Source organism: Cellulomonas sp. Root137, from assembly GCF_001426725.1.
In the GTDB taxonomy this organism is placed as follows: Bacteria; Actinomycetota; Actinomycetes; order Actinomycetales; family Cellulomonadaceae; genus Cellulomonas.
The window spans coordinates 780,899-804,051 of sequence record NZ_LMFG01000001.1 but is presented as its reverse complement, the minus strand read 5'-3'; the positions used below and the strand labels follow the sequence as shown (position 1 = coordinate 804,051).

The 23,153-nt window shown below is 74.1% G+C and carries 25 protein-coding genes; 5 read left to right on the top strand and 20 right to left on the bottom strand.

The features are described 5' to 3' along the window. Nucleotides 1-2: 2 nt before the first annotated feature. The 4 genes from ASD18_RS03805 to ASD18_RS03790 form a co-directional block, all read right to left on the bottom strand. A complete protein-coding gene (locus ASD18_RS03805) occupies nucleotides 3-2,093 on the bottom strand; it encodes a cytochrome c oxidase assembly protein (protein WP_082573505.1) in 2,091 nt (696 codons plus the stop codon). A gap of 46 nt (nucleotides 2,094-2,139) precedes the next feature. Then, complete coding sequence (locus tag ASD18_RS03800; RefSeq protein ID WP_056086869.1) at nucleotides 2,140-2,790, bottom strand: copper resistance CopC family protein; 651 nt, start codon at nucleotides 2,788-2,790, stop codon at nucleotides 2,140-2,142. Next, nucleotides 2,787-3,500, bottom strand: a complete 714-nt coding sequence (locus ASD18_RS03795; protein WP_056086866.1) for a YcnI family protein — start codon at nucleotides 3,498-3,500, stop codon at nucleotides 2,787-2,789. The genes ASD18_RS03800 and ASD18_RS03795 overlap by 4 nt, the downstream gene beginning before the upstream one ends. Nucleotides 3,501-3,563: 63 nt before the next feature. After that, nucleotides 3,564-4,199: a hypothetical protein gene (locus ASD18_RS03790; protein WP_056086864.1), complete on the bottom strand. Its 636-nt coding sequence runs from the start codon at nucleotides 4,197-4,199 to the stop codon at nucleotides 3,564-3,566. Between the two features lie 137 nt (nucleotides 4,200-4,336). Here ASD18_RS03790 and ASD18_RS03785 point away from each other — a divergent pair, with 137 nt between their 5' ends. The 3 genes from ASD18_RS03785 (at nucleotide 4,337) to ASD18_RS03775 (ending at nucleotide 7,088) form a co-directional block, all read left to right on the top strand. Beyond that, the gene (locus ASD18_RS03785; protein ID WP_056086861.1) at nucleotides 4,337-6,118 is read left to right on the top strand and encodes an MDR family MFS transporter; all 1,782 of its coding nucleotides are present in this window, start codon (nucleotides 4,337-4,339) and stop codon (nucleotides 6,116-6,118) included. Between the two features lie 88 nt (nucleotides 6,119-6,206). After that, nucleotides 6,207-6,689 (top strand): ubiquinol-cytochrome c reductase iron-sulfur subunit, encoded by a 483-nt coding sequence (locus tag ASD18_RS03780; protein WP_082573503.1) that lies wholly within the window; start codon nucleotides 6,207-6,209, stop codon nucleotides 6,687-6,689. A 3-nt stretch (nucleotides 6,690-6,692) separates the two neighbouring features. Beyond that, nucleotides 6,693-7,088 carry a hypothetical protein gene (locus ASD18_RS03775; protein ID WP_156387876.1) on the top strand — a complete coding sequence of 132 codons (396 nt, stop codon included), beginning with the start codon at nucleotides 6,693-6,695 and terminating at the stop codon, nucleotides 7,086-7,088. Here the strand turns inward: ASD18_RS03775 and ASD18_RS03770 are convergent. The 9 genes from ASD18_RS03770 to hisC all read right to left on the bottom strand — a co-directional run bounded on the left by ASD18_RS03770 (nucleotide 7,054) and on the right by hisC (nucleotide 15,366). Next, nucleotides 7,054-7,695 carry a hypothetical protein gene (locus tag ASD18_RS03770; protein ID WP_056086858.1) on the bottom strand — a complete coding sequence of 214 codons (642 nt, stop codon included), beginning with the start codon at nucleotides 7,693-7,695 and terminating at the stop codon, nucleotides 7,054-7,056. The two genes, ASD18_RS03775 and ASD18_RS03770, sit on opposite strands and share 35 nt — an antisense overlap. Further along, complete coding sequence (locus ASD18_RS03765) at nucleotides 7,695-8,228, bottom strand: RNA polymerase sigma factor (RefSeq protein ID WP_056086855.1); 534 nt, start codon at nucleotides 8,226-8,228, stop codon at nucleotides 7,695-7,697. The genes ASD18_RS03770 and ASD18_RS03765 overlap by 1 nt, the downstream gene beginning before the upstream one ends. Next, on the bottom strand, nucleotides 8,225-9,247 hold the full coding sequence (locus ASD18_RS03760) for an amidoligase family protein (RefSeq protein WP_082573501.1): 1,023 nt from the start codon (nucleotides 9,245-9,247) through the stop codon (nucleotides 8,225-8,227). The genes ASD18_RS03765 and ASD18_RS03760 overlap by 4 nt, the downstream gene beginning before the upstream one ends. A gap of 25 nt (nucleotides 9,248-9,272) precedes the next feature. Further along, nucleotides 9,273-9,809, bottom strand: a complete 537-nt coding sequence (locus tag ASD18_RS03755) for a hypothetical protein (RefSeq protein WP_056086849.1) — start codon at nucleotides 9,807-9,809, stop codon at nucleotides 9,273-9,275. A 77-nt stretch (nucleotides 9,810-9,886) separates the two neighbouring features. Further along, nucleotides 9,887-10,543 carry a hypothetical protein gene (locus ASD18_RS03750; protein ID WP_056086845.1) on the bottom strand — a complete coding sequence of 219 codons (657 nt, stop codon included), beginning with the start codon at nucleotides 10,541-10,543 and terminating at the stop codon, nucleotides 9,887-9,889. Nucleotides 10,544-10,571: 28 nt separating this feature from the next. Then, nucleotides 10,572-12,014, bottom strand: a complete 1,443-nt coding sequence (locus ASD18_RS03745; protein WP_056086842.1) for a dihydrolipoamide acetyltransferase family protein — start codon at nucleotides 12,012-12,014, stop codon at nucleotides 10,572-10,574. Nucleotides 12,015-12,025: 11 nt separating this feature from the next. Continuing rightward, nucleotides 12,026-13,012: an alpha-ketoacid dehydrogenase subunit beta gene (locus ASD18_RS03740; protein WP_056086839.1), complete on the bottom strand. Its 987-nt coding sequence runs from the start codon at nucleotides 13,010-13,012 to the stop codon at nucleotides 12,026-12,028. Continuing rightward, nucleotides 13,009-14,142, bottom strand: a complete 1,134-nt coding sequence (gene pdhA, locus ASD18_RS03735; protein ID WP_056086836.1) for a pyruvate dehydrogenase (acetyl-transferring) E1 component subunit alpha — start codon at nucleotides 14,140-14,142, stop codon at nucleotides 13,009-13,011. The genes ASD18_RS03740 and pdhA overlap by 4 nt, the downstream gene beginning before the upstream one ends. 156 nt (nucleotides 14,143-14,298) lie before the next feature. Next, nucleotides 14,299-15,366, bottom strand: a complete 1,068-nt coding sequence (hisC, locus tag ASD18_RS03730; protein WP_156387875.1) for a histidinol-phosphate transaminase — start codon at nucleotides 15,364-15,366, stop codon at nucleotides 14,299-14,301. 86 nt (nucleotides 15,367-15,452) lie between these two features. Here hisC and ASD18_RS03725 point away from each other — a divergent pair, with 86 nt between their 5' ends. Then, nucleotides 15,453-15,863, top strand: a complete 411-nt coding sequence (locus ASD18_RS03725; RefSeq protein ID WP_056086828.1) for a phage holin family protein — start codon at nucleotides 15,453-15,455, stop codon at nucleotides 15,861-15,863. On the opposite strand, the gene ASD18_RS03720 is transcribed toward ASD18_RS03725, so the two are convergent. The 7 genes from ASD18_RS03720 to ASD18_RS03690 form a co-directional block, all read right to left on the bottom strand. Continuing rightward, the gene (locus ASD18_RS03720) at nucleotides 15,853-17,343 is read right to left on the bottom strand and encodes a hypothetical protein (RefSeq protein WP_056086825.1); all 1,491 of its coding nucleotides are present in this window, start codon (nucleotides 17,341-17,343) and stop codon (nucleotides 15,853-15,855) included. The two genes, ASD18_RS03725 and ASD18_RS03720, sit on opposite strands and share 11 nt — an antisense overlap. After that, complete coding sequence (locus ASD18_RS03715; protein WP_056086822.1) at nucleotides 17,340-17,570, bottom strand: hypothetical protein; 231 nt, start codon at nucleotides 17,568-17,570, stop codon at nucleotides 17,340-17,342. Before ASD18_RS03715 ends, ASD18_RS03720 begins: the two co-directional genes overlap by 4 nt. A 68-nt stretch (nucleotides 17,571-17,638) precedes the next feature. Then, the gene (locus ASD18_RS03710) at nucleotides 17,639-18,154 is read right to left on the bottom strand and encodes a hypothetical protein (RefSeq protein ID WP_156387874.1); all 516 of its coding nucleotides are present in this window, start codon (nucleotides 18,152-18,154) and stop codon (nucleotides 17,639-17,641) included. Further along, nucleotides 18,151-19,422: a DUF58 domain-containing protein gene (locus tag ASD18_RS03705; RefSeq protein ID WP_056086817.1), complete on the bottom strand. Its 1,272-nt coding sequence runs from the start codon at nucleotides 19,420-19,422 to the stop codon at nucleotides 18,151-18,153. Before ASD18_RS03705 ends, ASD18_RS03710 begins: the two co-directional genes overlap by 4 nt. Continuing rightward, a complete protein-coding gene (locus ASD18_RS03700) occupies nucleotides 19,419-20,399 on the bottom strand; it encodes a MoxR family ATPase (RefSeq protein ID WP_056086814.1) in 981 nt (326 codons plus the stop codon). The genes ASD18_RS03705 and ASD18_RS03700 overlap by 4 nt, the downstream gene beginning before the upstream one ends. Next, a complete protein-coding gene (locus tag ASD18_RS03695) occupies nucleotides 20,392-20,880 on the bottom strand; it encodes a hypothetical protein (RefSeq protein ID WP_056086812.1) in 489 nt (162 codons plus the stop codon). Before ASD18_RS03695 ends, ASD18_RS03700 begins: the two co-directional genes overlap by 8 nt. Next, on the bottom strand, nucleotides 20,877-21,599 hold the full coding sequence (locus ASD18_RS03690) for a DUF4129 domain-containing protein (RefSeq protein WP_056086809.1): 723 nt from the start codon (nucleotides 21,597-21,599) through the stop codon (nucleotides 20,877-20,879). Before ASD18_RS03690 ends, ASD18_RS03695 begins: the two co-directional genes overlap by 4 nt. Before the next feature lie 109 nt (nucleotides 21,600-21,708). On the opposite strand from ASD18_RS03690, the gene purB reads away from it, so the two are divergent. Next, nucleotides 21,709-23,130, top strand: a complete 1,422-nt coding sequence (gene purB, locus ASD18_RS03685; protein ID WP_056086805.1) for an adenylosuccinate lyase — start codon at nucleotides 21,709-21,711, stop codon at nucleotides 23,128-23,130. Nucleotides 23,131-23,153 lie beyond the last annotated feature (23 nt).

The window sequence follows — 23,153 nt, the reverse complement described above, 5'->3', positions numbered from 1 at the left end:
CCTCAGGCGGGCGGGTGCGCGTCGCGGTCGGCCAGCTGGGCGAGCATCGCGTTGTACTCGTCCATCTCGCGGTCACCGTCGCGGTCGACCTGCCGGTCGCGGCGGCGGGCGGTGCGGTCGTCGTCGCGGGACCAGGCGATCGCGACGCCGATCGCGAGGGCGAGCGTCGGGATCTCCCCGATCCCCCAGGTGATCGCGCCGCCGGCCTGCTGGTCGGCGATCGCGGACGCGCCCCAGGGCCGGCCCATGAGACCGAACCAGTCGGCGACCAGCAGCACGTCGCCGGTCACGAGGGTGACGCCGAAGAAGGCGTGGAACACCATCGTCGCGAACAGGAGCAGGAGGCGCTGCGGGTAGGCCAGGCGGCGCGGGCCGGGGTCGATGCCGACGAGGGCGTTGACGAACAGATACCCGGCGGCGGTGAAGTGCACGACCATCGCGAGGTGGCCGACGGGGCTGCGCAGCGACCACTCGAACAGGCCGGAGTAGTAGAAGAGCAGCATCGACCCGATGAAGTTCACGGCGGCCACGACGGGGTGCGCGAGGAAGTGGCCGACGTGGCTGTCGACGAGTGTGAGGATCCACTCGCGCGGACCGCGGGAGGCGTCGTCGCGCAGCTGCGTGGACCGCACGGGGAGCGCCCGCAGGGCCAGCGTGATGGGTGCGGACAGGGCGAGGAACAGGGGGACGACCATCGCGAGCACCATGTGCTGGACCATGTGCGCGCTGAACAGGACGTGCCCGTAGAGCGCGGGTCCGCCGTTGGTGGCCCAGAAGAACAGGACCATGCCGACCGTCCACGACGCGGCGCGCAGCAGGGACCAGGAGTCGCCACGCCGGCGCAGCCGGAGGACCCAGCGCCAGTAGACGATCAGGCCGGCGACCGCCGCGGACGCGAGGACGAGGTCCCACCGCCACTCGGTGAGCCAGCGAGCACCCGACAGGACCGGCGGCAGCGGGTGGCCGGTGAGCTGATAGGCCGGGGACTGGTCGAGCGGCGGCTCCTCGGACACCGGCGGTGCGGTCTCCCCGAGCGCGACGGCCACCCCGGAGACGGCCCCCATGACGGTGAGCTCGACGAGCACGAGACGCCAGAACAGCCAGTCGCTCGTGCGCGTCGCCAGCCGGGGGAGGACGGACCGCCGGTGCGCCAGACCGAGCAGACCGAGCACGCCGAACAGGGCGACCTTGGCGAGCAGGAGGATGCCGTACGAGCTGGTCAGGTCGGCCCAGCCGTTGGTCCGCAGCAGCCCGTTGACCAGCCCCGACACCGCGACCGCGGCGAAGCACCAACCCGCGATGGCCGAGTACCGCGCGACGGACGCGGACAGGTCGGTGCCGACTCGCCGGACCAGCAGGGCGAGCGCGGTGAGGGCCCCGATCCAGATCGCCGCGCCGACGAGGTGCACCACCATCGACGACGTCGCGATGTCGTGCCCGGAGGCCCCGGCGGCGTGCCCGAGCTGCGCCTGCTGCCAGAGCGCGACCAGCACGAGCGCCGCGGTCCAGGCTGCGCCGGTGGGCGTCGCGACGACGAGCGCGAGGGCGGTGACCACGGCCGCGACGGTGGTGATCAGCAGGAGGGTGCGCCCGAGGTCGATCTGCGTGACGAAGACGCCGAGCTCGGCGCCGAACGTGGCCGAGTCGAGGGTCCGGCCGGCGACGCTCGCGTACGTGAGGACGAGGTGCGCGATCGACAGGACCGTCCAGACCCCGGCCGCGAAGCCGGCCAGGAGCGTGCTGCGCGGGTAGGCCCGCCCGTCCGCCGTGCCGACTCCGGTCCGGGCCGCCCGGGTCGACGCCACCTCGGCACGACGCGGCAGCACGCACACGGCGAGCACGAGCGCACCGAGCGTCACGGACCCGGCGAGCTCGGTGAGCACCTCCGTGGCGGGCAGGCCCCAGCGGACCGCCGCACCGGGGTCGCGGAGCAGGGCGGGCAGCGCGGCACCGGAGAACGCGACGCCGAGCAGGGCGGCCGCGACGGCGGCGAGCACGAGGGCGGCGACGCGCCAGGGGCTCGGAGGCCGACGCTCGTCGACCCCCGGCCCACCGGCACCCGCGCGGCCGGCGCTCGTCACCGGCGCAGTCATCGCACCAGCGTAGGTCGCCGCGCAGGCCCTCCGGACATGCCGTCGGTCACTCCGACGACGAGCCCGGCGGCGCGTCCGGCGACGACGGGTCCGCCGACTCGCGCCGCCGCAGCAGCAGCAACGCGGCGACACCGCCCGCCACCGCCAGCGCACCGGCGACCCCGACGAGGACCCCCCCGGAGACGCGACTCTCCGGTGCGGGTGGCGCGGAGGCGGTGGGCGACGCGGTCGGCGCGGCGGACTCGCCGGCCTGCACCTCGGCGGAGCTGGTCGGCGTCGGGGACGCGGTCATCGTGGGCGCCGGCGTCGCGACGCCGTACGACGTGGCCTCCGCCGCGGTGAACCGGAACTGACCCTCGATCGGGTGCCCGTCGGCGGACGTGACCCGGTAGATCACCGTGTACTCGCCGGCAGGGAGCTCCCCGGTGACGGCCTGGCTGACGGTGTTGTCGACGAGGACCGGCGGGCCGATGTTCACCATGGTCTCGTCGACCGTGTGCACCATGATCTCGGTGCCGACGAACAGGGCCGGCTCGTTGAACGTCAGCGTCACCGTCTCCGGCATCACCGGGACGGTCGACCCCTCCGCCGGGTCGGTGCTCTGCAGCGCGTTGTGCGCCTGCGCCGCCGGCGCCGCGAGGACCACGGCGGCCAGCGCGAGGACGAGGCCGACGAGCGCGGCGAGCCCCCGCCTCACGCGTCGCCACGCTGACGTCGACCGAGCACCGCGACCACCAGGGCGACGACGCCGAGCGCGAGGCCGACCCCGCCGAGCACGCGGGCGAGCGTGTCGGGCTCCGAGGACCCCGGCGACGCGGCGTCGGACGCGGCGGCGGCCTCGACCACGACGCCCTGCGCACCCGACCCGTCGGTGGTGGTCAGCACCGGCGCCGGGTGCTCCGGCTCGTCCGCGCCCTCGTCGGCGACGTCGTCCCAGTCCACGACCGTGCCGTCGGTGTAGGTCTGGTGCGCCGGGAGGACCAGCCGCGTCCCCGCGTCGGGCAGCGGCCCCGCGGACACCTCGAACTCCTGGAACTGGCCGTCGGCGATCTCGGCACCGGGCTCCGCGGTCCACACCACGCGGGACGGGGCCTCCGTCAGCTCGGTGCCGTAGAAGTCGACGGGCTCGGGCAGCGGGGCGGTCTCCACGGACGCGGTCCACCCCGGCACGGGCTTGGTGGAGACCGACAGGAGCGGCGTGGCCGTCGGGAGGTCGACCGTGACCTGCGAGGTCGCGGCGGTCTCCGACTCGTTGGGGACGCGGAAGGTGAGCACGGTCCATCCTCCAGCAGCGGTCTGCTCGGGGACGACCCGGACGTGCGAGGAGGCTGCGGCGGCGGGCAGGAGGGCGAGGGCGAGCCCGGCGACGGCGACGACGCCGAGGCGGGCAGGGGACAGCGATGGCATGACGGATCCCTGGGGTGGTGACGAGGGTGGGCAGGCGCACGCGCGCGGCCCCTCGACGACCGGTCAGCGCGGGGGGACCACGGGCGACTGCCACGCGGGTGGGCCGCGCAGCGGGACGGCGTCGCGCCACCAGGCGTACCCGGACCAGGGGACCTCGACGGGCGTCGGCAGCGAGGCGCGCGGGACGACGACCGCCCGCTCCGTCGTGCCGAGCAGCGGGCTCAGCCAGGCGGCGAGCCACCAGAGCGCGCGGTCGGCCCCGACGAGGACCAGGGCGGCGGCGACGGACGCGGCCACGTGCAGGACGAGCATCGCGGGAGCGCCGAGCAGGGGCTGCGCGAGCGTGACGTCCGCAGGCGTGCACGATGCCTGTGTCGCCATGACCATGCCGGGGTGGTGCACGTGCCCCTGCAGCGACGCCGGACCGGGCAGGCACGCCACGGTGGTGAACAGGCTGAACGACGAGTGCACCGCGAGCTGCCCGACCCCGAGCAGTGCGACGGCGCCGACGGGACCGAGCCGGCGGGCGGTCAGGACGACGGCGGCCGCGAGCGCGACGGCGGTCAGGGTGACCAGCACGACCGACGGCGGCAGGGTCCCACCGGCGAGCACGTGCGCCAGGGCGCCCAGCGCGACGGTGACGGCGGCGACCACCCCGGCGCGCACGAGGCGCAGCGGACCGGTCGCGGGCGCAGGCATCCCGACACGGTAGCGGCCGCCGTGGCGGGCGTCCCCGGTGCGAAGCGATTATCTGACGGGAACACATCTCGGGTGGCCCGTTGTTGCGACACGTCGCAGGATAGTTGTCCTGCGCAATCAATCCGCGAGAAGGTCCGATGTCGCAGCAGAGCACCGCCCCCACCGACGCCGCGTCGGCCACCTTCACGCCGCCGACCCACCGCGAGATCCTCACGATCCTCGGCGGCCTGATGCTCGGCATGTTCCTCGCCGCGCTCGACCAGACCATCGTCGCGACGTCGATCCGGACCATCGGCGACGACCTTCACGGCCTGTCCCTGCAGGCGTGGGTGACCACGGCCTACCTGCTGACCGCCACGATCTCGACGCCGCTGTACGGCAAGCTCTCCGACATCTACGGCCGCAAGCCGCTGTACATGATCTCGATCTCGATCTTCGTCGTCGGCTCCCTGCTGTCGGGCACGGCCGACTCGATGTACCAGCTGGCGGCGTACCGGGGCATCCAGGGACTCGGCGCGGGCGGCCTCATGGCGCTGGCGATCACGATCCTCGGCGACCTCGTCGCGCCCCGGGAGCGCGCCCGCTACCAGGCCTACTTCCTCGCGGTGTTCGGCACGTCGTCGGTGCTCGGGCCGGTGGTCGGCGGGTTCTTCGCGGGCGCCGACACGATCCTCGGGGTGGAGGGCTGGCGCTGGGTCTTCCTCATCAACGTGCCCATCGGGATCATCGCGATCCTCGTCATCTCGCGCGTGCTGCACCTGCCGCCGCTGAAGCGCGTCGACCACAGGATCGACTACCCCGGCGCCATCGCGCTCGTGGTGGCCCTGGTCCCGCTGCTGGTGGTCGCCGAGCAGGGCCGCATCTGGGGCTGGGACTCCCCCCGGTCGATCGCCTGCTACGTGATCGGCGTGATCGGCGTCGTCTCGTTCATCCTGGCCGAGCGGTACGCCAAGGCGGACGCGATCCTCCCGCTGTACCTGTTCCGGAACCGCACGTTCTCCGTGGGCGCGGGCGCGAACACCGTGATCGGCCTGGGCATGTTCGGCGGCCTGGCGACGCTCCCCCTGTACCTGCAGATCGTCAAGGGCCAGTCGCCCACCGAGGCCGGCCTGACGCTCATCCCGTTCACGCTCGGGATCATGACCGGCTCGATCGTCGCGGGCCAGATGACCTCCCGGACCGGTCGCTACAAGATCTTCCCGGTGATCGGCACGATCCTCATGGGCATCGGCGCCCTGCTGTTCTCGCGCCTCGGGGCCGACACGGGCCTGCCCTACGTGTTCGCGGTGTCCATCGTGTTCGGGCTCGGGCTGGGGCTCACGATGCAGCCGCTGGTGCTCGCGGTGCAGAACGCGGTGCCCGTCCGGGACATGGGCGTCGCCACCTCGTCGTCGCTCTTCTTCCGCCAGATGGGCGGCACCCTGGGCACCGCCGTGTTCCTGTCGGTGCTCTTCTCGACCGTGGGCGGCAACATCGCGTCGGCGTTCCGGACCGCGTCGGCGACCCCCGAGTTCCAGGCCGCCGTCGCCGATCCCGCGGTGCAGGCGGACCCGGCGAACGCGCCGGTGCTGTCGATGCTGCAGGGGGGCGGGACGGTGCCGTCGCTGGACGACTCGTCGTTCATCAACAACCTCGACCCGCGCCTGGCGCAGCCGTTCCTCGACGGCTTCGCGCAGTCGGTGGACACCGTCCTGCTGCTGGCCGCCATCATCATGGCGTTCGGCGTGGTCCTCACGGTTCTGCTCCCCGAGCTCCCGCTGCGCAACGTGTCCGGCATCCAGGGGCGGTTCGACGACGACGCCGCGGCCGCCGCGCAGCCGCAGCCCGCCGCCGCCGCGACCGCTGTCGGCGGGGTCGCCGGGATCGTCGCCGACGAGGCGGCGGTCGATCGCGCGGAGGCGAAGAGCCCGCGCTCCTGAGAACTGGTGGCGGGATCGCTGAACCTGGGCGGCCTCGGCATCGTGACACTGGTGACGGTCCCGAGCACCATGTCCCACGGAGGTGGAGATGTCCCGGTCGACGAGCGAGCTTCCCGCAGCACCGCCCAGCACGCACGCCTGTGACGGCTGCCTCGACCGCCGGGAGGTGCTCGTCCGGGCCGGCGTCGTGACCATGGGCGTCGCCGCGGCGGGCGTCCTGGCGGCCTGCGGCGGCAGCACCGACACCCCGTCGGGCGGCTCGTCCGCGGCGAGCGGGGGCGCGCTGGCGCAGGTGTCGGACATCCCGGTGGGCGGTGCGATCTCCGCGACCGACGCCGACGGCAAGCCGATCTTCCTCGTGCAGCCCGAGGCCGGCACGGTGATCGGCCTGTCGGCCGTCTGCACCCACCAGGGCTGCACGGTCGCGGTCGACGGCGAGGAGCTCGCGTGCCCGTGCCACGGCTCGATCTACGACCTGACCGGCGCCAACGTCTCCGGCCCGGCCGACAAGCCACTGCCCGCGGTCGACGTGCACGTGAGCGACGGCGCGGTCCTCGCGGGGAAGGCCTGAGCCATGGTCCTGCGGGTGCTCACGGCGATCTGCGTCGCGGTGTCGGCGGTCGTCCACCTCTACCTGTGGCAGGACGGGATGAAGGCCGTCGACGTCGTCGGCCCGGCGTTCCTGCTCAACGGCGTCGGCGGCCTGGTGATCGCGGTCCTGGTGATCATCTGGCGGCACTGGCTCCCGCTGCTCGGCGCAGTGGGGTTCGGCGTCGCCACGCTGACGGCGTTCATCATCTCGACGACACCCAGCGGGTTCTTCGGGGTGCACGAGCGCTGGGTGGGCCTGCCGGTCTGGCTGTCGGCCATCTCGGAGGTCGGCGCGATCGTCCTGGGCGTCGCGGCGATCGTCGTGGAACGCCGGCGTGCGCCGATCAGTCCAGCGGGGGCGGCTGTCCGTCGAGGATGAGGCGGCCCGCACGCGCCTTCGTCTCGAACGCGTCGGTGTGCCACAGCTCGCTGAGCGTCTCGACATCGTCGATCGTGTAGCCGGCGGACCAGAAGGCGTCCACCTCGTCCTGCTCGGGGAGCGCGACACGGCCGGGTGCCACGGGGGGCGCGTCGCCGTCCAGGAGCAGCTGACCGGCCCGCGCCTTCGTCTCGGTGGTGTCCGTGTGCCACAGCTCCTCGAGCGCCGTGACGTCCTCGGTGGTGTACCCGGCACCCCAGAACGCCTCGTACTGCTCCCGGGTGTAGCCGGCCGGCATCGCCGACCAGTCGATCCCCACCGACTGCACGACGTCCTCGAACCGGCGTGCGGCGTCCGAGTACGGGTTGGCGGCCGCCGCCGCACCCGCTCCGGCGACGGCCAGCGCCGACGTGACGACGCCCGCGGCGACGAGCTTGCCGCCGCGGCGCCGGAGGGTGGTCACCGTCGCCTCCGGCGGGTTGGCGAGCTCGGCCCGGAGCCGTGCCGCGACGACCGCAGGATCGGGCTGCTGGGCCTCGCGCGAGTGCAGCGCACGGGTGATCCGCGCGATCAGCTCGTCGTCGTCCAGCGGGGGGTGCTCGTTCATCAGTGCTCCGGTCGGGTCGAGAGGTCGGTGTCGCGCAGGGTCGCCAGCGCCCGGGAGGCGTGCGACCGGACGGTGGCGGGCGAGGTACCCAGCACCTGGGAGATCTCCGCGTCGCTGAGGCCCTCGTAGTACCGGAGCACCAGCACGGCGCGCTGGCGGGGCGGCAGCGCCTCGAGATGTCGCCACATGGCGTCCTGGTGCACGACGTCGTCGGCGTGGTCGGAGTGCGCGTCGGCGTGGGCGGCGAGGACCTCGTCCGCGGCCGGCCGGATGGTCCGCACGTGCCAGCGCCGGCGCCAGGACAGGTGCTCGTTGGTGACCATCCGGCGCAGGTACAGGTCGGGCCGCTCCAGCAGGGCGATCCGGGTCCAGCGCACATGGGCGCGCAGGAGCACCTCCTGCACCAGGTCCGCCGCGGTGTGCCCGTCCCCGGTCAGGACCGTCGCGTACCGGAGCAGCCCGGCCAGATGGACGCGCACGAGGTCGTCCAGCGCGGGCTCCACGATCGGGATCGCGGCGCTGTCGACGCTCATCGGTCGACCCCGACCAGGTCGTCCAGCAGTGCGCCCCGGGGCAGGGGCCGCGGGTCGAGGCACCGGGCGAGCAGGGCCTCCACCAGAGCCGCGCGGCGCACGATCGCGGATCCGTCGATGGCACCGGGCAGGATCCGCACCTCCACGGTGTCGCGCAGCGGGCGGTCGGTGACGAGCTGGGTGAGGTTCACGTCGGCGTACTTGGTGAGGCCGGTCGGACGCGCCGACGCGACGGTGAACCCCGGCTGCTCGACGAGATCGAGCAACGCGTCGGGCAGCGGCGCCAGCCGCCGGCAGGCGGGGTTGGTGTCCAGGGCCGCCCACAGCGCCTCGCGCCGGTGGCCGAACAGCCGGACGAGGTTGGCGAACGTCTCCGGCCTGCGGAACGGTGCCCCGTCGAGGTGCAGGTGCACGGCGGCCTCCTGCGGGACCGTGAAGCCGAGCTCGCGTGCCGGTCCGAGCAGCCGCTCGAGCGCGCGTGCGTGGTCGGTGGTGAGCGGCGGCGTGATGATCTCGCACGGTCGCTCCCGGCCCGCCGGCAACGGCATCGCGACGGCGACGGTGGCACCGCGGGTGTCGTCGACGCGCACCGCCGAGCCGACGACCTCGGCCCGCACCCCGAACAGCTCCGCCACCGGGTCCAGCACGGTCCGCAGGGGTGCGTCGGGGTCCGCGTGCCGCTCGATCAGGCGCAACAGCCGGGCGTCGTCGCACAGGACCCGGTACCAGCCCCGGTGCCCGGAGGTTCCGGGCACCGGGGGCAGATCGGCCTCGATGGTGATGTCGTCGACGAGCCGTGCCACGGGACGACCGTCGGCGTCGACCACGTCGAACGCCGGGGACAGGTGCCGGAAGACCCCGACACCCGGCACCGTCGACGGCTCGCTGTCGGCGTGGAAGGACCGCCGCACACGGCCGCCGCAGCGCGCGGCGAGGTCGTCGGCCAGCACCTGCCGGTCGGACCCGACGGGTGCCAGCAGCTCGATCTCGAAGCCGGTCCGCAGCGACAGCTCGTCCACGACGTCTCCTCGCACAGGTCGGGGGTCAGGAGGTGGCGGGGGTCCCGCTCGGGGCCACGGGAGGAGTCTGCCCGTCGAGGATCATCTGACCCGCGCGCGCCTTGGTCTCGCTGAACTCGCTGTGCCAGAGCTCGGCGAGCGCCTCGACGTCCTCGCCGGTGTACCCGGCGCCGAAGAGCGCATCGAGCTGAGCGCCGGTGATCTCGACCGTCGGGGTCGACTCGCCGCCGCCCGGCGCGACCGGCACCGGCTGACCGTCGAGGAGCAGCTGGCCCGCCCGCGCCTTGGTCCCGGTGGTGTCCAGGTTCCAGAGCGCGCCGAGCTCCTCGACGTTCTCGGACGTGTACCCCGCCCCCCAGAACGCCTCGTACTGCTCCGGCGTGTACCCGTCGGGCATCGTCGACCAGTCGACGCCGGCCGACTGCAGGATCTCAGTCACGGACCGCGACAGGGCCGAGGTCGGCGCGGCTGCCGTGGCGACGCCGGTGCCGGCGACGCACAGACCGGCGGCGACGGCTCCGACGGCGACGAGGCGTCGGGTGCGGGTGGTGCTGGCGTTCATGGGGTCCTCCGGGAGCAGCGTGCGGATGGGCGTACCCCCCTAGAACGCGGCTCGACCCCCAGGTGTGCAGTCCGGGCTCAGACTCCCTCGAGAAGCCGGCGCTCGTACGCCGCCACCACCTGCGCGGAGGTCCAGCCCTCGGTGCCGACGGCCTGGTCGCGGCCCACGTACGGTCCGCGGCCCCGCTCGGCGCCGAGCCAGCACGCCTCGTCGAGGAACACCGCCCGCGCCTGCGCGAACGACCGCGACGCGAACAGGGTGCTGGCGGATCCGCCGTCCCGGTAGCCGACGACGAACCCGTCGGGCCTGCCGTCGAAGGTGATGCACTCATCGCCGGCCGGACCGCTGCCCACCGTGAAGTCGACTCCGTCGAGCAGCCCGTTGTCGAGGGCGTCGTCGCGCAGGTCCACGAGGTCCGGGGACGACGGGACCGACTCTGCCGACGGTGGCACCGCACCCGGAGCGGACCGGACGGCGTCGGCCACCTTCACCAGGATCCGGAACCGGCGCAGGTCGCGGACGGTCAGCGGGACCAGGTTGGTGTCGAGGAACCGCACGCCGTCGCCGTCGACCTCGTCCACCCGGACCAGGCCGTCGGCCACCAACGGGCTGGCCGTGTCGACCCGGTAGCTGTGCGCGACCGGCCCCAGAGGGGTGCGCCGCAGGACGTCACCGCGCTCGTAGCCGACCCGGTGGAGCTCGAGGTCGTCGTGCGCGGTGAGGGTGCGGGTCATCCCGCGAGTGTCACACGGCGAGCGCGGCTCAGCCCCACACGAGCCCGTGCGACGGGTCGTGCAGCACGCGCGCGACGTCGGCCAGGACCTGCGAGCCGAGCGCGCCGTCCACCAGCCGGTGGTCGACGCTCAGGGCCAGCTGCGTGACGTGGCGGATCTTGATCTTCCCCTTGTGCACCCACGGCTGCTCCCGGATGGCGCCGAACGCGAGGATCGCCGCCTCCCCCGGGTTGAGGATCGGCGTGCCCGTATCGATGCCGAACACCCCGACGTTGGTGATCGTGATCGTGCCGTCGGACATGTCGGCGGGAGTCGTCCTCCCCGAGCGGGCGGTCGCGGTGAGCTCCGCCAGCGCAGTCGCCAGCTCCTTGAGGCCGAGCCGGTGCGCGTCCTTGATGTTGGGGACGACGAGCCCGCGCGGGGTCGACGCCGCGATGCCGAGGTTGATGTAGTGCTTGTAGACGATCTCCTGCGACGCGTCGTCCCAGCTGGCGTTGACGTCCGGGTGCCGGCGCACGGCGAGCATCAGGGCCTTCGCGGCGATGAGCAGCGGGGTCACCCGGACGTCGGAGAACTCCCGGTCGGCGCGCAGGCGCTCGACCAGCTTCATCGTCTTGGTGACGTCGACGGTGTGGAAGACCGTGACGTGCGGGGCGGTGAACGCGCTGGTCACCATGGCCTCGGCGGTCCGCTTGCGCACCGACTTCACCGGGACGCGCGTCTGGCGGCCGTCCGAGGAGACCGTGCCGCTGGCCAGCCAGGGCGCGTCGTCGCCGGGATAGGTGGCCAGCGTCCGCGCCTCGGCCTGGGCCGCGCGGCCCAGCACGTCCTCACGCGTGACGATGCCGCCGGGGCCGGTCGGCGAGACCGAGTCCAGGTCCACCCCGAGCTCGCGCGCGAGCTTGCGGACGGGCGGCTTGGCCAGCGCGTGCCGGGTGGCCTCTCGCTGCGAGGGGGTGGCGGCAGCCGGCGTCCCGTCGGGGGTCCGGTCCCGCCGGGTGGTGCTGGTCTCGGCCAGTCCGTAGCCGACGAGCACGGCCTCGCGGGCAGGCTCCGGCTCCTTCTCGGGCGCGCGCGCCGGGCGTGCTGCCTCGATCTCGTCGGACCCGCCGGGCTCGACTCCCGCGTGCCGGTTTCCGCCGCCGCGGTGCCCGTGCTCGATCGCGCCGCCCTTGGGAGCCGCCACGGGCGAGGGGGGCGCCTCCTCGACCGGTGCCGCACCCGTCGGGTCCGTGTCGACCTCGATGATGGGTGTCCCCACGTCCACCGTCTGCCCCGGCTGGACCAGCAGCTGCGTGACCACCCCGGCCCAGGGGCTCGGCAGGTCGACCAGCGACTTCGCGGTCTCGATCTCCACGATGGTCTGGTTGACCTCGACCGTGTCGCCGACGGCCACGTGCCACGCGACGATCTCGGCCTCGGTCAGGCCCTCGCCGGCGTCGGGGAGCGGGAACTGCTGGTAGGTCGGCACGGGGTGTCTCCTCAGAAGGCCAGCGAGCGGTCGACCGCGTCCAGGACGCGGTCGAGCCCGGGCAGGTAGTCGTGCTCGATCTTGGCCACCGGGTAGGGAGTGTGGAAGCCGCCGACCCGCAGCACGGGGGCCTCGAGGTGGTAGAAGCACTCCTCGGTGATGCGCGCGGCCACCTCGGCGCCGGTGCCGTAGAGCACCGGGGCCTCGTGCACGACGACGCAGCGGCCGGTCCGCTTGACCGAGGCCGCGACCGTCGCGGTGTCCAGCGGGGACAGGGTGCGAAGGTCGACGACCTCGACGCTCGTGCCCTCCGCGGCGGCGGTCTCGGCGGCCTTGAGCGCCGTCTGCACGGTCGGGCCGTAGGCGACGAGCGTGAGGTCGGTCCCCTCGCGCAGCACCCTGGCCGTGTCGAGCGCCGGGTGCGGGGCGCCGATGGCGGCGTCCAGGTCGACGTCGCCCTTCTCCCAGTAGCGACCCTTGGGCTCGAAGAACAGGACCGGGTCCGGCGACGCGATCGCCTGCTGGATCATCGCGAAGGCGTCGGCCGGGCTGGACGGGCTGATCACGCGCAGGCCGGCCGTGTGCGCGAACAGCGCCTCGGGCGACTCGCTGTGGTGCTCGACCGCGCCGATGCCGCCGCCGTAGGGGACGCGGATGACGACCGGGAGGCTCAGGCGGCCCTGCGACCGGTAGTGCATCTTGGCCAGCTGCGTCGTGATCTGGTCGAACGCCGGGAAGATGAACCCGTCGAACTGGATCTCGCACACCGGGCGGTAGCCCCGCAGCGCCAGGCCGATCGCGGTGCCGACGATGCCCGACTCCGCGAGCGGGGTGTCGACGACGCGCTCCTGCCCGAAGTCCTTCTGCAGCCCGTCGGTCACGCGGAACACCCCGCCGAGCGCCCCGATGTCCTCGCCCATGAGGAGCACCTTGGGGCTCTGCTCGAGCGCCTTGCGCAGGCCGAGGTTGATCGCCTTGGCGAACGTGATGGTCGTCATCGGTGGCTCCCCTCGCCCTCCAGGAACGTGGCCTCGTACGCCTCGAACCACTGGCGCTCGGACTCGACGACCGAGTGAGGCGTCGCGTACACGTGCTCGAACATCGACGCGGCCGAGGGACGGCCCATGCCGCGCACCGCGGTCCGGATGCGCTCACCGAGCGCGTCGCCCTCGGCCGCGAGCCCGTCGAGGAAGTCCTGCGGCAGCTCGCCGCGGTCCTCCAGGTGCAGCCTGAGCCGGTCGATCGGGTCGCGCTGACGCCAGTACTCCTCCTCGGCGGCCGAGCGGTAGCGGCTCGGGTCGTCGGAGGTGGTGTGCGCGCCCATCCGGTAGGTGAACGCCTCGATGAACGTCGGCCCGCCGCCGGACCGCGCCCGCTCGAGCGCCTCCGCCGTGACCGCGTAGGTGGCGAGCACGTCGTTGCCGTCCACCCGGACGCTCGGGATGCCGAAGCCGGGCCCGCGGTCGGCCAGCGGGACGCGCGACTGCCGGCTGGTGGGCTCGGAGATGGCCCACTGGTTGTTCTGGCAGAAGAACACGACCGGAGCGTTGTTCACCGCGGCGAAGACGAGCGCCTCGTTCACGTCGCCCTGCGAGGTCGAGCCGTCGCCGAAGTACGTGACGACCGCGGAGTCCCGCGCCGGGTCGCCGGTGCCGACCGCCCCGTCTCGCTGCAGGCCCATCGCGTAGCCGGTGGCGTGCAGCGTGTGTGAGCCGATGACCAGCGTGTACAGGTGGAACCCGTACGCCGTCGGGTCCCAGCCGCCGTGGTCGATGCCGCGGAACAGGCGCAGCACGTCCGCCAGGTCGACTCCGCGCGTGTACGCGACTCCGTGCTCGCGGTAGCTGGGGAACACCTGGTCCTGCGGCAGGAGCGCGCGGCCGGAGCCGATCTGCGCGGCCTCCTGGCCGAGGCACTGCGCGTACAGGGCCAGCTCGCCCTGGCGCTGCAGGGACGTCGACTCGTTGTCGAACCGGCGCACCAGCACCATGTCGCGGTACAGCGCGCGCAGGGCGTCGGCGTCGAGGTGCGCGATGCGGGGGTCGTAGTCGGGGTGAGCCGTGCGGTGACCCGCGGGGGTCAGCAGCTGCACGAGGCCGTCGTCGGTCAGGGGGCCGTTCGGGACCACGCGGTTCTCCTTCGCGGGTGCTGCGGCGGGGGCCGCGCCGGGATCAGTCTCGAAACCTACGTCAGCGTAGGCTACGGCACCGTAGGTAGCGCGCGAAGGACCCCGACAAGCCTCGGCGCACGCCCTTGTGGACTGTCTACACCTCCCCCGGCACGGTCAGCGAGCCAGCCACTCCGCGGCGATCTCGAGCAGCAGGTCGGTGGCCTCGGGCTCCCCCACACTCACCCGGACGCCGTCGCCCTGGAACGGCCGGACGAGCACACCGGCGCGGCCGGACCGCTCCGCGAACGCCGAGGCCTGGTCGCCGAGCGGCAGCCACACGAAGTTCGCCTGGCTGTCCGGCACCGTCCAGCCCTGCTTCCGGAGCCCGGCGAGCAGGCGCGCGCGTTCGACGACGATCGCGTCCACCCTGGTCATCAGCTCGGCCGTCGCGCGCAACGACGCCAGCGCAGCCAGCTGGCCGACGTGGGAGACCCCGAACGGCGTCGACGCGGCGCGGATGCCCGCCGCCAGCCGCGGGCGCGCGACCGCGTACCCCACCCGCAGACCGGCCAGCCCGAACGCCTTGGAGAACGTGCGGAGCAGCACGACGTTCGGGTGGCCGGCGAACACGGCCAGCCCGTCCGGAGCGGCCTCGTCCCGGACGAACTCGACGTAGGCCTCGTCGAGCACCACGAGGACGTCCTTGCGGACCGCCGCCAGGAACGTGGCCAGCTCGTCGGCGTGCACCGCGGGGCCGGTGGGGTTGTTCGGGGTGCAGACCAGCACGACCTTGGTGCGCGGGGTGATCGCCGCCGCCATCGCCTCCAGGTCCAGCCGCCCGTCGTCGCCCACGGGCACGTGCACGCCTACACCGCCCGCGAGGGTCACGGCGATCGGGTAGGCCTCGAACGACCGCCACGGGACGACGACCTCGTCGCCCGGCTCGCACACCGCCGTGAGCACGTGGCCCAGCACCGCGACCGAGCCGCAGCCGGCGACGATGTTCTCGGGGGACACCCCCAGCGACGCCGCGATGGCCTCGGTCAGCTCCGTGGCGTACATGTCCGGGTACCGGTTGACGTCCTCGGCCGCGTCGGAGATGGCCAGGATGACCGACGGCAGCGGCGGGTACGGGTTCTCGTTGGACGACAGCTTGTACGCGGCCGCGCCGACGGGGACACGAGCCCCCGGGACGTACGGCGGCAGGTCGGACAGTGCCTGGCGGAGGGGGACGCGGGTCACGGGCCTCAGCATGCCACCGCGCCACCTGGGACCCCGCACCGCGATCCCTCGACAACGGCGGCATCCCCGGTGGCAGGATCGACCGCATGGCCTTCCTCGTCCGCGTCCTCATCAACGCCGTCGCCCTCTGGTTCGCGACGCTGATCCTGCCGGGACTCCACATCGTCGGCGGCGACAGCAACTGGGAGACCCTCGCGATCATCCTGCTCATCGCGCTGGTCTTCGGTCTGGTCAACGCGATCGTCAAGCCGATCGTCGCGTTCATCTCGATCCCGCTGTACATCCTCACGCTCGGCCTGTTCACGATCATCGTGAACGCCCTCATGCTCATGCTCACCGCCTGGATCACCGAGGCCACCAGCTGGGGTCTGCGGATCGACAACTTCGGCACCGCCTGCTGGGGCGCGATCATCGTCTCGATCGTCAGCCTGGTCCTCTCGGTCCTGGTCCCCGGCGACCGCACGCGGAGCTCGTCGTCGACCGAGGTCACCTACTAGGCATCACCCTCGGCGGCTGCGCGGAGACCAGGACCGGGTCCCGCGTCGCCTGGAACTGCCGGGTCACGCCGGTGGTCCCCGGCGGGCCGAGCACGTCCGCGACGGCGGCGTCGAACGCCCGCATGCCCGGGCTGCCCGCCAGCTCGCGGTCGGCGACGTCCGCCGTCTCGACATAGCGGGCGATCGCGTGCGCCTCCACCGGCCCCGGCACCGGCGGCCCACCCGTCGAGTCCAGGTCTCGCGTCACCACCGTCACCCGGCCGTCCGTCACGTCCGGCGTCCCGTCCAGCTGGGGGACCGCGTCGGCCTGGTGCCGGTAGTGCCGCACCTCGACCCCAGCGGGTGCCGACCGCGTCAGGTCCGGGCTACCCGCCGTGGCGATGGCGCGCACGGTGTACGTGCTCCCGACGGCCGCGGCGACCGAGACCGCGACCATCCCGCCCTGGCTGTGCCCCGCGAGCATCACGGGCTCGTCGGCCCCGATCCCCGCCAGCCGCATCGAGTCCAGCACCGCGTCCGTCATGTCGTCCGCCAGCCCCGCCAGCAGTCGGCCGTTGGTGGTCAGGTCCATGGGCGTCGTGTCGTTCGGCACCCAGCTCTCCGTGCCCGGGATCTCGATGACCCAGGCCCGCGTCCCGTCGGGGTGCGTGAGCTGCTGCACCGAGATGACGCCGGTGGGCGTGCCGGGGATCCCGGTCGCCGTGCCGTCCTGGTAGCTGCGGCCGACGTTGGCCAGCACCCCGGCCGTCGTCCGGGGCACCGGGAGCTGTGGCGGGTGCGCCCGGACCAGCAGGGCCGTGGGACCGGCTGCCGGGAGCGGGCCGAACAGGAGACCGGCGGCGCCCTGGACAGGCCGGAGCGTGGGGACCTGCCGTCCCGGCGCCGCCGACCGGAGGAACGCTCCGACCGCGAGGATGCCCAGCTCCGCCCGACCGTCGGCGGTGAGCCGGCCGGGCAGCTCCCCCGCGCGCCGGACCATCACGGGGAGCAGCGGGTCGGGCCGGTGCAGCAGCAGCGAGCGGCCGATGCTGCCCGCGACCACGCTGCCGACCGCGACCGCCCCGAGCACCACGCCGGCGGCGCCGAGGAGGCCCGCGACGACCGGCCGCTCCCCGAGCTCCCCCGCCGTGCCGACGACACCGACGCGCAACGCCTGGTGCGCCACCGACTCGGCCTCCGTGTACAGCTCCACCACCCGCCGCAGCGCGGCCGCGAGCTCCCGCAGCCGGTCGGCGACGCGCCACGGCGCCCCCGCACCCTCCCGTGCGCGGGCCAGCGCGTGCCGCGCCTCGACGGCCGCCCGGCTGAGCCCGTCGCACCTCTGCGACGCCCGCAGCAGCGTCCACGACGCGGCATCCAGCCGGTCCGCGGCACCGTCCAGCAGCCGGCACGCGAAGGCCAGCTCCTCCAGGTCGGCCACCGTCGGCCCGGGACCGCCCGCGACGCGGTACCCGCGGAACCAGTCCGTCGCGCTGCTCACACGCCTCCCCGTGCGTCCAGGTCCGCCGCCGCGACCGGCTGCACGGTCCGCTCGACCGCGACCTGCACCTGCCGGACGCACCCCACCGCCTCGTCGAGCGCCGCACGGAACCGGTCGGCGGCGCCGGACGTCCACTGCACGTGCGCGGCCCCGCGCAGCGCCCGGGTCGCGCTCTCCACGTCGTCCAGCGCCTGGATCACCAGGGGAAGGCCGTGCTCGATCTGCATGCCGGAGACGCTACGGAGCAGGTCGGCGCGTCGGGGCGGCCTGGGGACGGGGTGGGGCTGTGGGCGGATCAGGCAGTCGGGCGCGGCAGCATCGCCGCCGCGAGGATGATCGCCGCGAGCAGCCCCGCCGCGCGCCACAGGTCACCCTCCGTCGTCCCGACCAGCAGCATCGCGAGCACGGCCAGCAGCTGCGCGCCCACCTGCACGATCGCGACCTCGCGCAGCCCACGCAGCAGGACGGCGACCTCGACGAGGGTCCGCCACGACGTCCGCGCGCAGACCGCCCCCGCCCACAGGGTCAGGTGCACGAGCAGGACGAGGACCATCAGGGTGCCGAGCGCGGGCGGGTCGCTGACGAGCAGCCGTGTCCCGGCGACGAGCACCACGAGCGCCGCCAGGCCGAGTCCCGGGACGAGCACCGCGGCGCCGACGAGCGCGGCGAACCCGACGACGAGCACCGCGGGTGGCCGGGGGCCGGTACCGGCGAACGCCACCGCCAGCGTCGCCGCGGACAGGAGCGCCAAGGACGCACGCAGCGCCCAGGCGGGCACCGGCCGGACCAGCTCCATCGTCACCTCGCTCATCGGGACGCCCCCGCCCGCCGCTGCGCCCGGCGCGCCAGGGACGCGAGCGCGATGTGCGGCTGGTCGCGCCAGGTGACCAGCTCGACGTCGAGGTCCACCAGCTCGGCCAGCCGGTCCTCGCGCGCCATCCGGATCAGTCGCATCGCGAGCCGCTCGCGGTCGCCGAGCTGCCGCTCGCGCAGCGTGGGCAGCACGTCGACGGCGATCACGCGGTGCCCGGCACGCCGCCAGACGGAGGCGACCAGCGCCGCCTCGTCGTCGAGGAACGTGGAGAAGAGCAGGACCAGCGCGCCCGACGGGATCTGCGGGGCGCGCAGCCGGCGCAGCGGGTCGCCCTCCGGCCGGGTCAGGGCCAGCGCGTGCCGGATGCGGTCCAGCTGCCGGCGCCCGCCGCCGGGTGGCAGCGGGCGGCGCAGCGCACCGAGGTCATCGAGCCCGACGCGGTCGCCGAGGTCGAGGAAGCCCTGTGCGGCCGACGCCGCGGCCTGCCTGGCCAGGTCCAGGGACGTCGGGTCCTCGGCCTTCGCCGGGGTCGAGCCGCGCCAGGTCATCGGGTCGGGGCCGACGTCGTCGCGCGAGTCCACGACCAGCACGACGACCGCCTCCGCGAGCGCGTGCTCCCGCCGGACGTAGAGCTCGTGCAGGTCTGGCGCACGGCGGGCCGTGACGCGCCAGTCGATCCGCCGCAGCCGGTCGCCGGGCGAGAACGGGTGCACGTCGCGCAGCCCGCCGCCCTCGCCGGGCCGTCGTGACTCGTGCGCGCCGGTGAGCCCGCGCAGCCGGGGCGGCAGCGGCAGGTCGCCGAGCGGTCGCGGAGCAGGCAGGACCAGGGCGGACCGGGACGCGGGCGGGCTGGGTTCGGACACGCTCGCGGCGCCGGGTCCGACGCCCTGCACGTCGACGAACGCGACCTCCTGCGGGCCGGTGCGGACCGTGTGCACGACGAGCGGGAGCCGCCGCGTGCGGTCGACCCGCACCCAGGCCTCGGCGAGGACGCGCACCCCGCGCCGCACCCCGAGGAGCACGTCGGTGGGCGCGACGGTCACGATGTCGGCGCGCAGGCTCCCGGCGGCGGGCGGCTCGTCGGACGCCTCCAGCCGCACGGTCGGGTCCGTCGAGGGTCGGCGACGCCAGTCCCACACCCCCGCAACCAGCGGCGCGGCGCCGAGCACCGCGACGTCCGGACGGCCGAGCAGCGCCCCGACGGCGACCAGCACGAGGCCGACGACGACCCCGGCGGCCGTCGCCCGCGAGCGCTCCCAGATCATCCGCGTCTCGCCGTCGTCGGCCCCGCCACCCGCGCCAGCACGTCCGCCACGACCTTCTGCGGTGCCGTGCCGGTGGCCCACGCCTGCGGGGTCAGGGAGAGCCGGTGCGCGAGCGCGGGGACGGCGACCGCCTTGACGTCCTCGGGCGTGACGAAGTCCCGACCGGACAGCACAGCGAGCGAGCGCGCGACGAGCACGAGCGCCTGCGAGCCGCGGGGCGAGGCGCCCACCTCGACGGCGTCATGCTCGCGGGTGGCCGCGGCCAGGTCGACGCAGTACCGCAGGATGTCGCCGTCGACCGTGACCTGCTCGACCCCCGCCTGCATCGCGCGCAGGGTGGCGGCGTCGACGACGGTGCGCACCGACCCCATCTCCTGCCGCCGCGCGAGCCGTCGCGAGAGCACGTCGACCTCGGCGTCCCGCTCCGGGTAGCCGACCGCCACGCGGACCATGAACCGGTCGAGCTGCGCCTCCGGCAGCGGGTACGTCCCCTCGTACTCGACCGGGTTGGACGTGGCGACCACGTGGAACGGGTCGGGCAACGAGTACGTCTCCCCGTCGACCGTCACCTGGCGCTCGGCCATGGCCTCCAGCAGCGCCGACTGCGTCTTCGGGGCGGTCCGGTTGATCTCGTCGGCCAGCAGGAGCCCCGCGAAGACCGGCCCGGGACGGAACAGGAACGACGCCGTCGCCGGGTCGAAGACGCTGGACCCCGTGATGTCCGACGGCAGCAGGTCGGGCGTGCACTGCACCCGCCGGAACGCGAGCCCGAGCGCGGTGGCCAGGCTCCGGGCCGCCAGCGTCTTGCCGAGCCCCGGCACGTCCTCGAACAGGACGTGGCCGCCGCCGAGGATGGCCGCGAGCGCGACCCTCAGGGGGTCGCGCATGCCGACGACGAGCGTCGCGACCTCGTCGAGCACCGCGCTCCCGCGGTCCGCGACCTGCGCGACGGTCAGTGGCGTGGGCTGCTCAGTCATCGGCGGGGGCTCCATCGTCGTTCGGGGTGGCACGCCTCGGTCCGAGGCGGTCGAGCACGTCGAGGGTGTGCACCACGTCGGCGACGGTGGGCAACGGTGCCCTGGTGCGGGTCAGGGTGCGGACGGCACGGGTGCCCAGCAGGGTCTCGGTCTCGGGGTCGTCGATCGTCAGCCCGTGCCGGGCGAGCCGGCTCCGCGCCACCTCGCGCAGCCGCCGCAGGACGCGCTCGCCGATCCGGCCGTCCCGCCCGACCATCGCCCACGCCAGGTCCTGCACCTCGCCGCGCGCGCCGTGCCGACGGTCCAGCCGGTCACGGGCCCACCCGGGGTCGGGCGTGCCGTCGAGGCGTGTGAGCAGCAGGACCCCGGCGGCGATCATCAACCCGAGCAGCGCGGACGTCTGCACGGTCAGTCCCGCCGCCCAGGCCGCGACGAAGCCGGCGCCGAACCCGGCGAGCGGGCGCCAGTCCCACCACCTCATGAGTCCTCCTCCGCCCGTCGCCCGAGGTCGTCGGCGATCGCGGCCAGGCTCTCTCTGGCCCGCGCGACATCCCCGGGGGTCAGCACGTGCTCGGAGTATCGCGCCGCCAGGTAGAGCTGCAAGAGGGCGCGCGTCGCGTCCGGGTCCGCCCGCGTGGCGTCGAGCACCTCGACGGTGAACTCCGTCGCCGTCTCCGCGCGGTCCCGCACCAGCCCGCTGCGCTCCGCCGAGGCCTCCAGCGCGACCCACGCCGCGATCACCGCGTCCCCCGGCGGCACCTCGTCCTCGAGCACCTGCGCAGCACGCCGGACCCCCTCGCGCAGCGCCGGCGTCGCGCTGTCCAAGACGTCGCCGCCCAGCTCGATGTCCGGCACCGCCGAGTCGACCTCGTGCGGTGCGCGTCGCTCGCGCATCGCCCGGACCCGTCGGACCAGCAGTGCGACCGCGATGACCAGCAGCGCGCCGATGACCGCGATGACCAGCAGGTAGATCCAGCGCTGGGCCTCCATCGACATCTGCTCGCCGTCGAGGGGGGTCTCGACGGGGATCGGGGTGGAGGTGCTGGTCGCGAGCGCCGGCGGGGGGAGCGTGAACGGCGCACCGCCCTCGTTGCGCTGGCCGAGCCGGAACGGTCCCGCCAGAGCCGCGCCGACGACGGCCACCACCACGAACGCACCGACCAGCAGGACCGCGCCGGGCCTGCGTGCTGGGGGCGCCACGGGGCTCCTCGTCGTCGGGGACCGACGCGCTGCGCCGGTGCGCTCAGGCTACTGACCGCGGACGCGGACAACGCCGCACCTCACAGGACCACTCTGGGACACTGGCGCCATGCCTTCTCGTGTCCGGCTCGCGGACGTCACGCCCCCCATCGCGCTCGGCCCCCTCGACGGCCGCTACCGTGCCGCGGTCGCTCCGCTGGTCGACCACCTGAGCGAGGCGGCGCTCAACCGCGAGCGGGTGCACGTCGAGGTCGAGTGGCTGATCCACCTGGCGCAGAACCAGGTCGTGCCGGGCGCCCCGACGCTCACCGCAGAGGACGAGCAGTACCTGCGGGACGTCGTCGACACGTTCGGGCCCGACGAGGTCGCCGAGCTGGCCGCCATCGAGAAGATCACCGTGCACGACGTCAAGGCCGTCGAGTACTTCCTCAAGAGCCGGCTCGCCGCGGCGCCCGAGGGGTCGGCACTGCGGGACGTCGGCGAGCTGGTGCACTTCGCGTGCACGAGCGAGGACATCAACAACCTGTCGTACGCGCTGATGGTCCGTGGAGCGGTGCGGGAGGTCTGGGCGCCGGCGGCGACGCACCTCGTCGACCAGGTCGCGGAGCTCGCGCACGAGCTCAAGGACCAGCCGATGCTCGCCCTGACGCACGGGCAGCCGGCGACGCCGACGACGCTCGGCAAGGAGCTCGCGGTCCTCGCGCACCGGCTGCGGCGGCAGCTGCGGCGGATCGCGTCCGACGAGTACCTGGGCAAGCTCAACGGCGCGACCGGCACGTACGGCGCGCACGTCGTCGCGGTCCCGGGTGCGGACTGGCCCGCGGTCAGCAAGGCGTTCGTCGAGCACCTGGGCCTGACCTGGAACCCGCTGACCACGCAGATCGAGTCGCACGACTGGCAGGCCGAGCTGTACGCCGACGTCGCCCGGTTCAACCGCGTGCTGCACAACCTGGCCACCGACGTGTGGACCTACATCTCGCGCGGCGTCTTCATCCAGATCCCCGTCGCGGGCGCCACCGGCAGCTCGACCATGCCGCACAAGGTGAACCCCATCCGGTTCGAGAACGCCGAGGCCAACCTCGAGCTCTCGTCGGCCCTGCTGGACACCCTGGCCAGCACGCTGGTGACCAGCCGGCTGCAGCGCGACCTCACCGACTCCACCACGCAGCGGAACATCGGACCCGCGTTCGGGCACTCGCTGCTGGCCATCGACAACGTGGCCCGCGGCCTGCGCGCGCTGTCGGTCGACACCGCCCTGCTGGCGCGCGAGCTCGACGAGAACTGGGAGACGCTGGGCGAGCCGGTCCAGTCGGCCATGCGCGCCGCGTCCGTGGCCGGCGTGACCGGGATGGAGAACCCGTACGAGCGGCTCAAGGAGCTCACCCGCGGCCGGCGCCTGACCGCCGACGACATGCGCGAGTTCATCGGCGGGCTCGGGCTTCCCGACGACGTCGCCGCGCGCCTCGCCGCCCTCACGCCGGCGTCCTACACAGGGCTCGCGGGAGATCTGGTCATATACCTCGACTCCTGAGTCACCGCCAGAGCAACTAGGCC

What these genes read in the sequence shown, in the direction of transcription:
- ASD18_RS03785 (WP_056086861.1), top strand. Translation starts at nt 4,337, where the DNA reads ATGTCGCAGCAGAGCACCGCCCCCACCGACGCCGCGTCGGCCACCTTC.
- ASD18_RS03770 (WP_056086858.1), bottom strand. Translation starts at nt 7,695, where the DNA reads ATGAACGAGCACCCCCCGCTGGACGACGACGAGCTGATCGCGCGGATC.
- ASD18_RS03700 (WP_056086814.1), bottom strand. Translation starts at nt 20,399, where the DNA reads ATGACTGAGCAGCCCACGCCACTGACCGTCGCGCAGGTCGCGGACCGC.
- ASD18_RS03715 (WP_056086822.1), bottom strand. Translation starts at nt 17,570, where the DNA reads ATGCAGATCGAGCACGGCCTTCCCCTGGTGATCCAGGCGCTGGACGAC.
- ASD18_RS03750 (WP_056086845.1), bottom strand. Translation starts at nt 10,543, where the DNA reads ATGACCCGCACCCTCACCGCGCACGACGACCTCGAGCTCCACCGGGTC.
- purB (WP_056086805.1), top strand. Translation starts at nt 21,709, where the DNA reads ATGCCTTCTCGTGTCCGGCTCGCGGACGTCACGCCCCCCATCGCGCTC.
- ASD18_RS03780 (WP_082573503.1), top strand. Translation starts at nt 6,207, where the DNA reads ATGTCCCGGTCGACGAGCGAGCTTCCCGCAGCACCGCCCAGCACGCAC.
- ASD18_RS03740 (WP_056086839.1), bottom strand. Translation starts at nt 13,012, where the DNA reads ATGACGACCATCACGTTCGCCAAGGCGATCAACCTCGGCCTGCGCAAG.
- ASD18_RS03805 (WP_082573505.1), bottom strand. Translation starts at nt 2,093, where the DNA reads ATGACTGCGCCGGTGACGAGCGCCGGCCGCGCGGGTGCCGGTGGGCCG.
- ASD18_RS03705 (WP_056086817.1), bottom strand. Translation starts at nt 19,422, where the DNA reads ATGATCTGGGAGCGCTCGCGGGCGACGGCCGCCGGGGTCGTCGTCGGC.
- ASD18_RS03765 (WP_056086855.1), bottom strand. Translation starts at nt 8,228, where the DNA reads ATGAGCGTCGACAGCGCCGCGATCCCGATCGTGGAGCCCGCGCTGGAC.
- ASD18_RS03790 (WP_056086864.1), bottom strand. Translation starts at nt 4,199, where the DNA reads ATGCCTGCGCCCGCGACCGGTCCGCTGCGCCTCGTGCGCGCCGGGGTG.
- ASD18_RS03725 (WP_056086828.1), top strand. Translation starts at nt 15,453, where the DNA reads ATGGCCTTCCTCGTCCGCGTCCTCATCAACGCCGTCGCCCTCTGGTTC.
- ASD18_RS03775 (WP_156387876.1), top strand. Translation starts at nt 6,693, where the DNA reads ATGGTCCTGCGGGTGCTCACGGCGATCTGCGTCGCGGTGTCGGCGGTC.
- ASD18_RS03695 (WP_056086812.1), bottom strand. Translation starts at nt 20,880, where the DNA reads ATGAGGTGGTGGGACTGGCGCCCGCTCGCCGGGTTCGGCGCCGGCTTC.
- ASD18_RS03755 (WP_056086849.1), bottom strand. Translation starts at nt 9,809, where the DNA reads ATGAACGCCAGCACCACCCGCACCCGACGCCTCGTCGCCGTCGGAGCC.
- ASD18_RS03710 (WP_156387874.1), bottom strand. Translation starts at nt 18,154, where the DNA reads ATGAGCGAGGTGACGATGGAGCTGGTCCGGCCGGTGCCCGCCTGGGCG.
- ASD18_RS03795 (WP_056086866.1), bottom strand. Translation starts at nt 3,500, where the DNA reads ATGCCATCGCTGTCCCCTGCCCGCCTCGGCGTCGTCGCCGTCGCCGGG.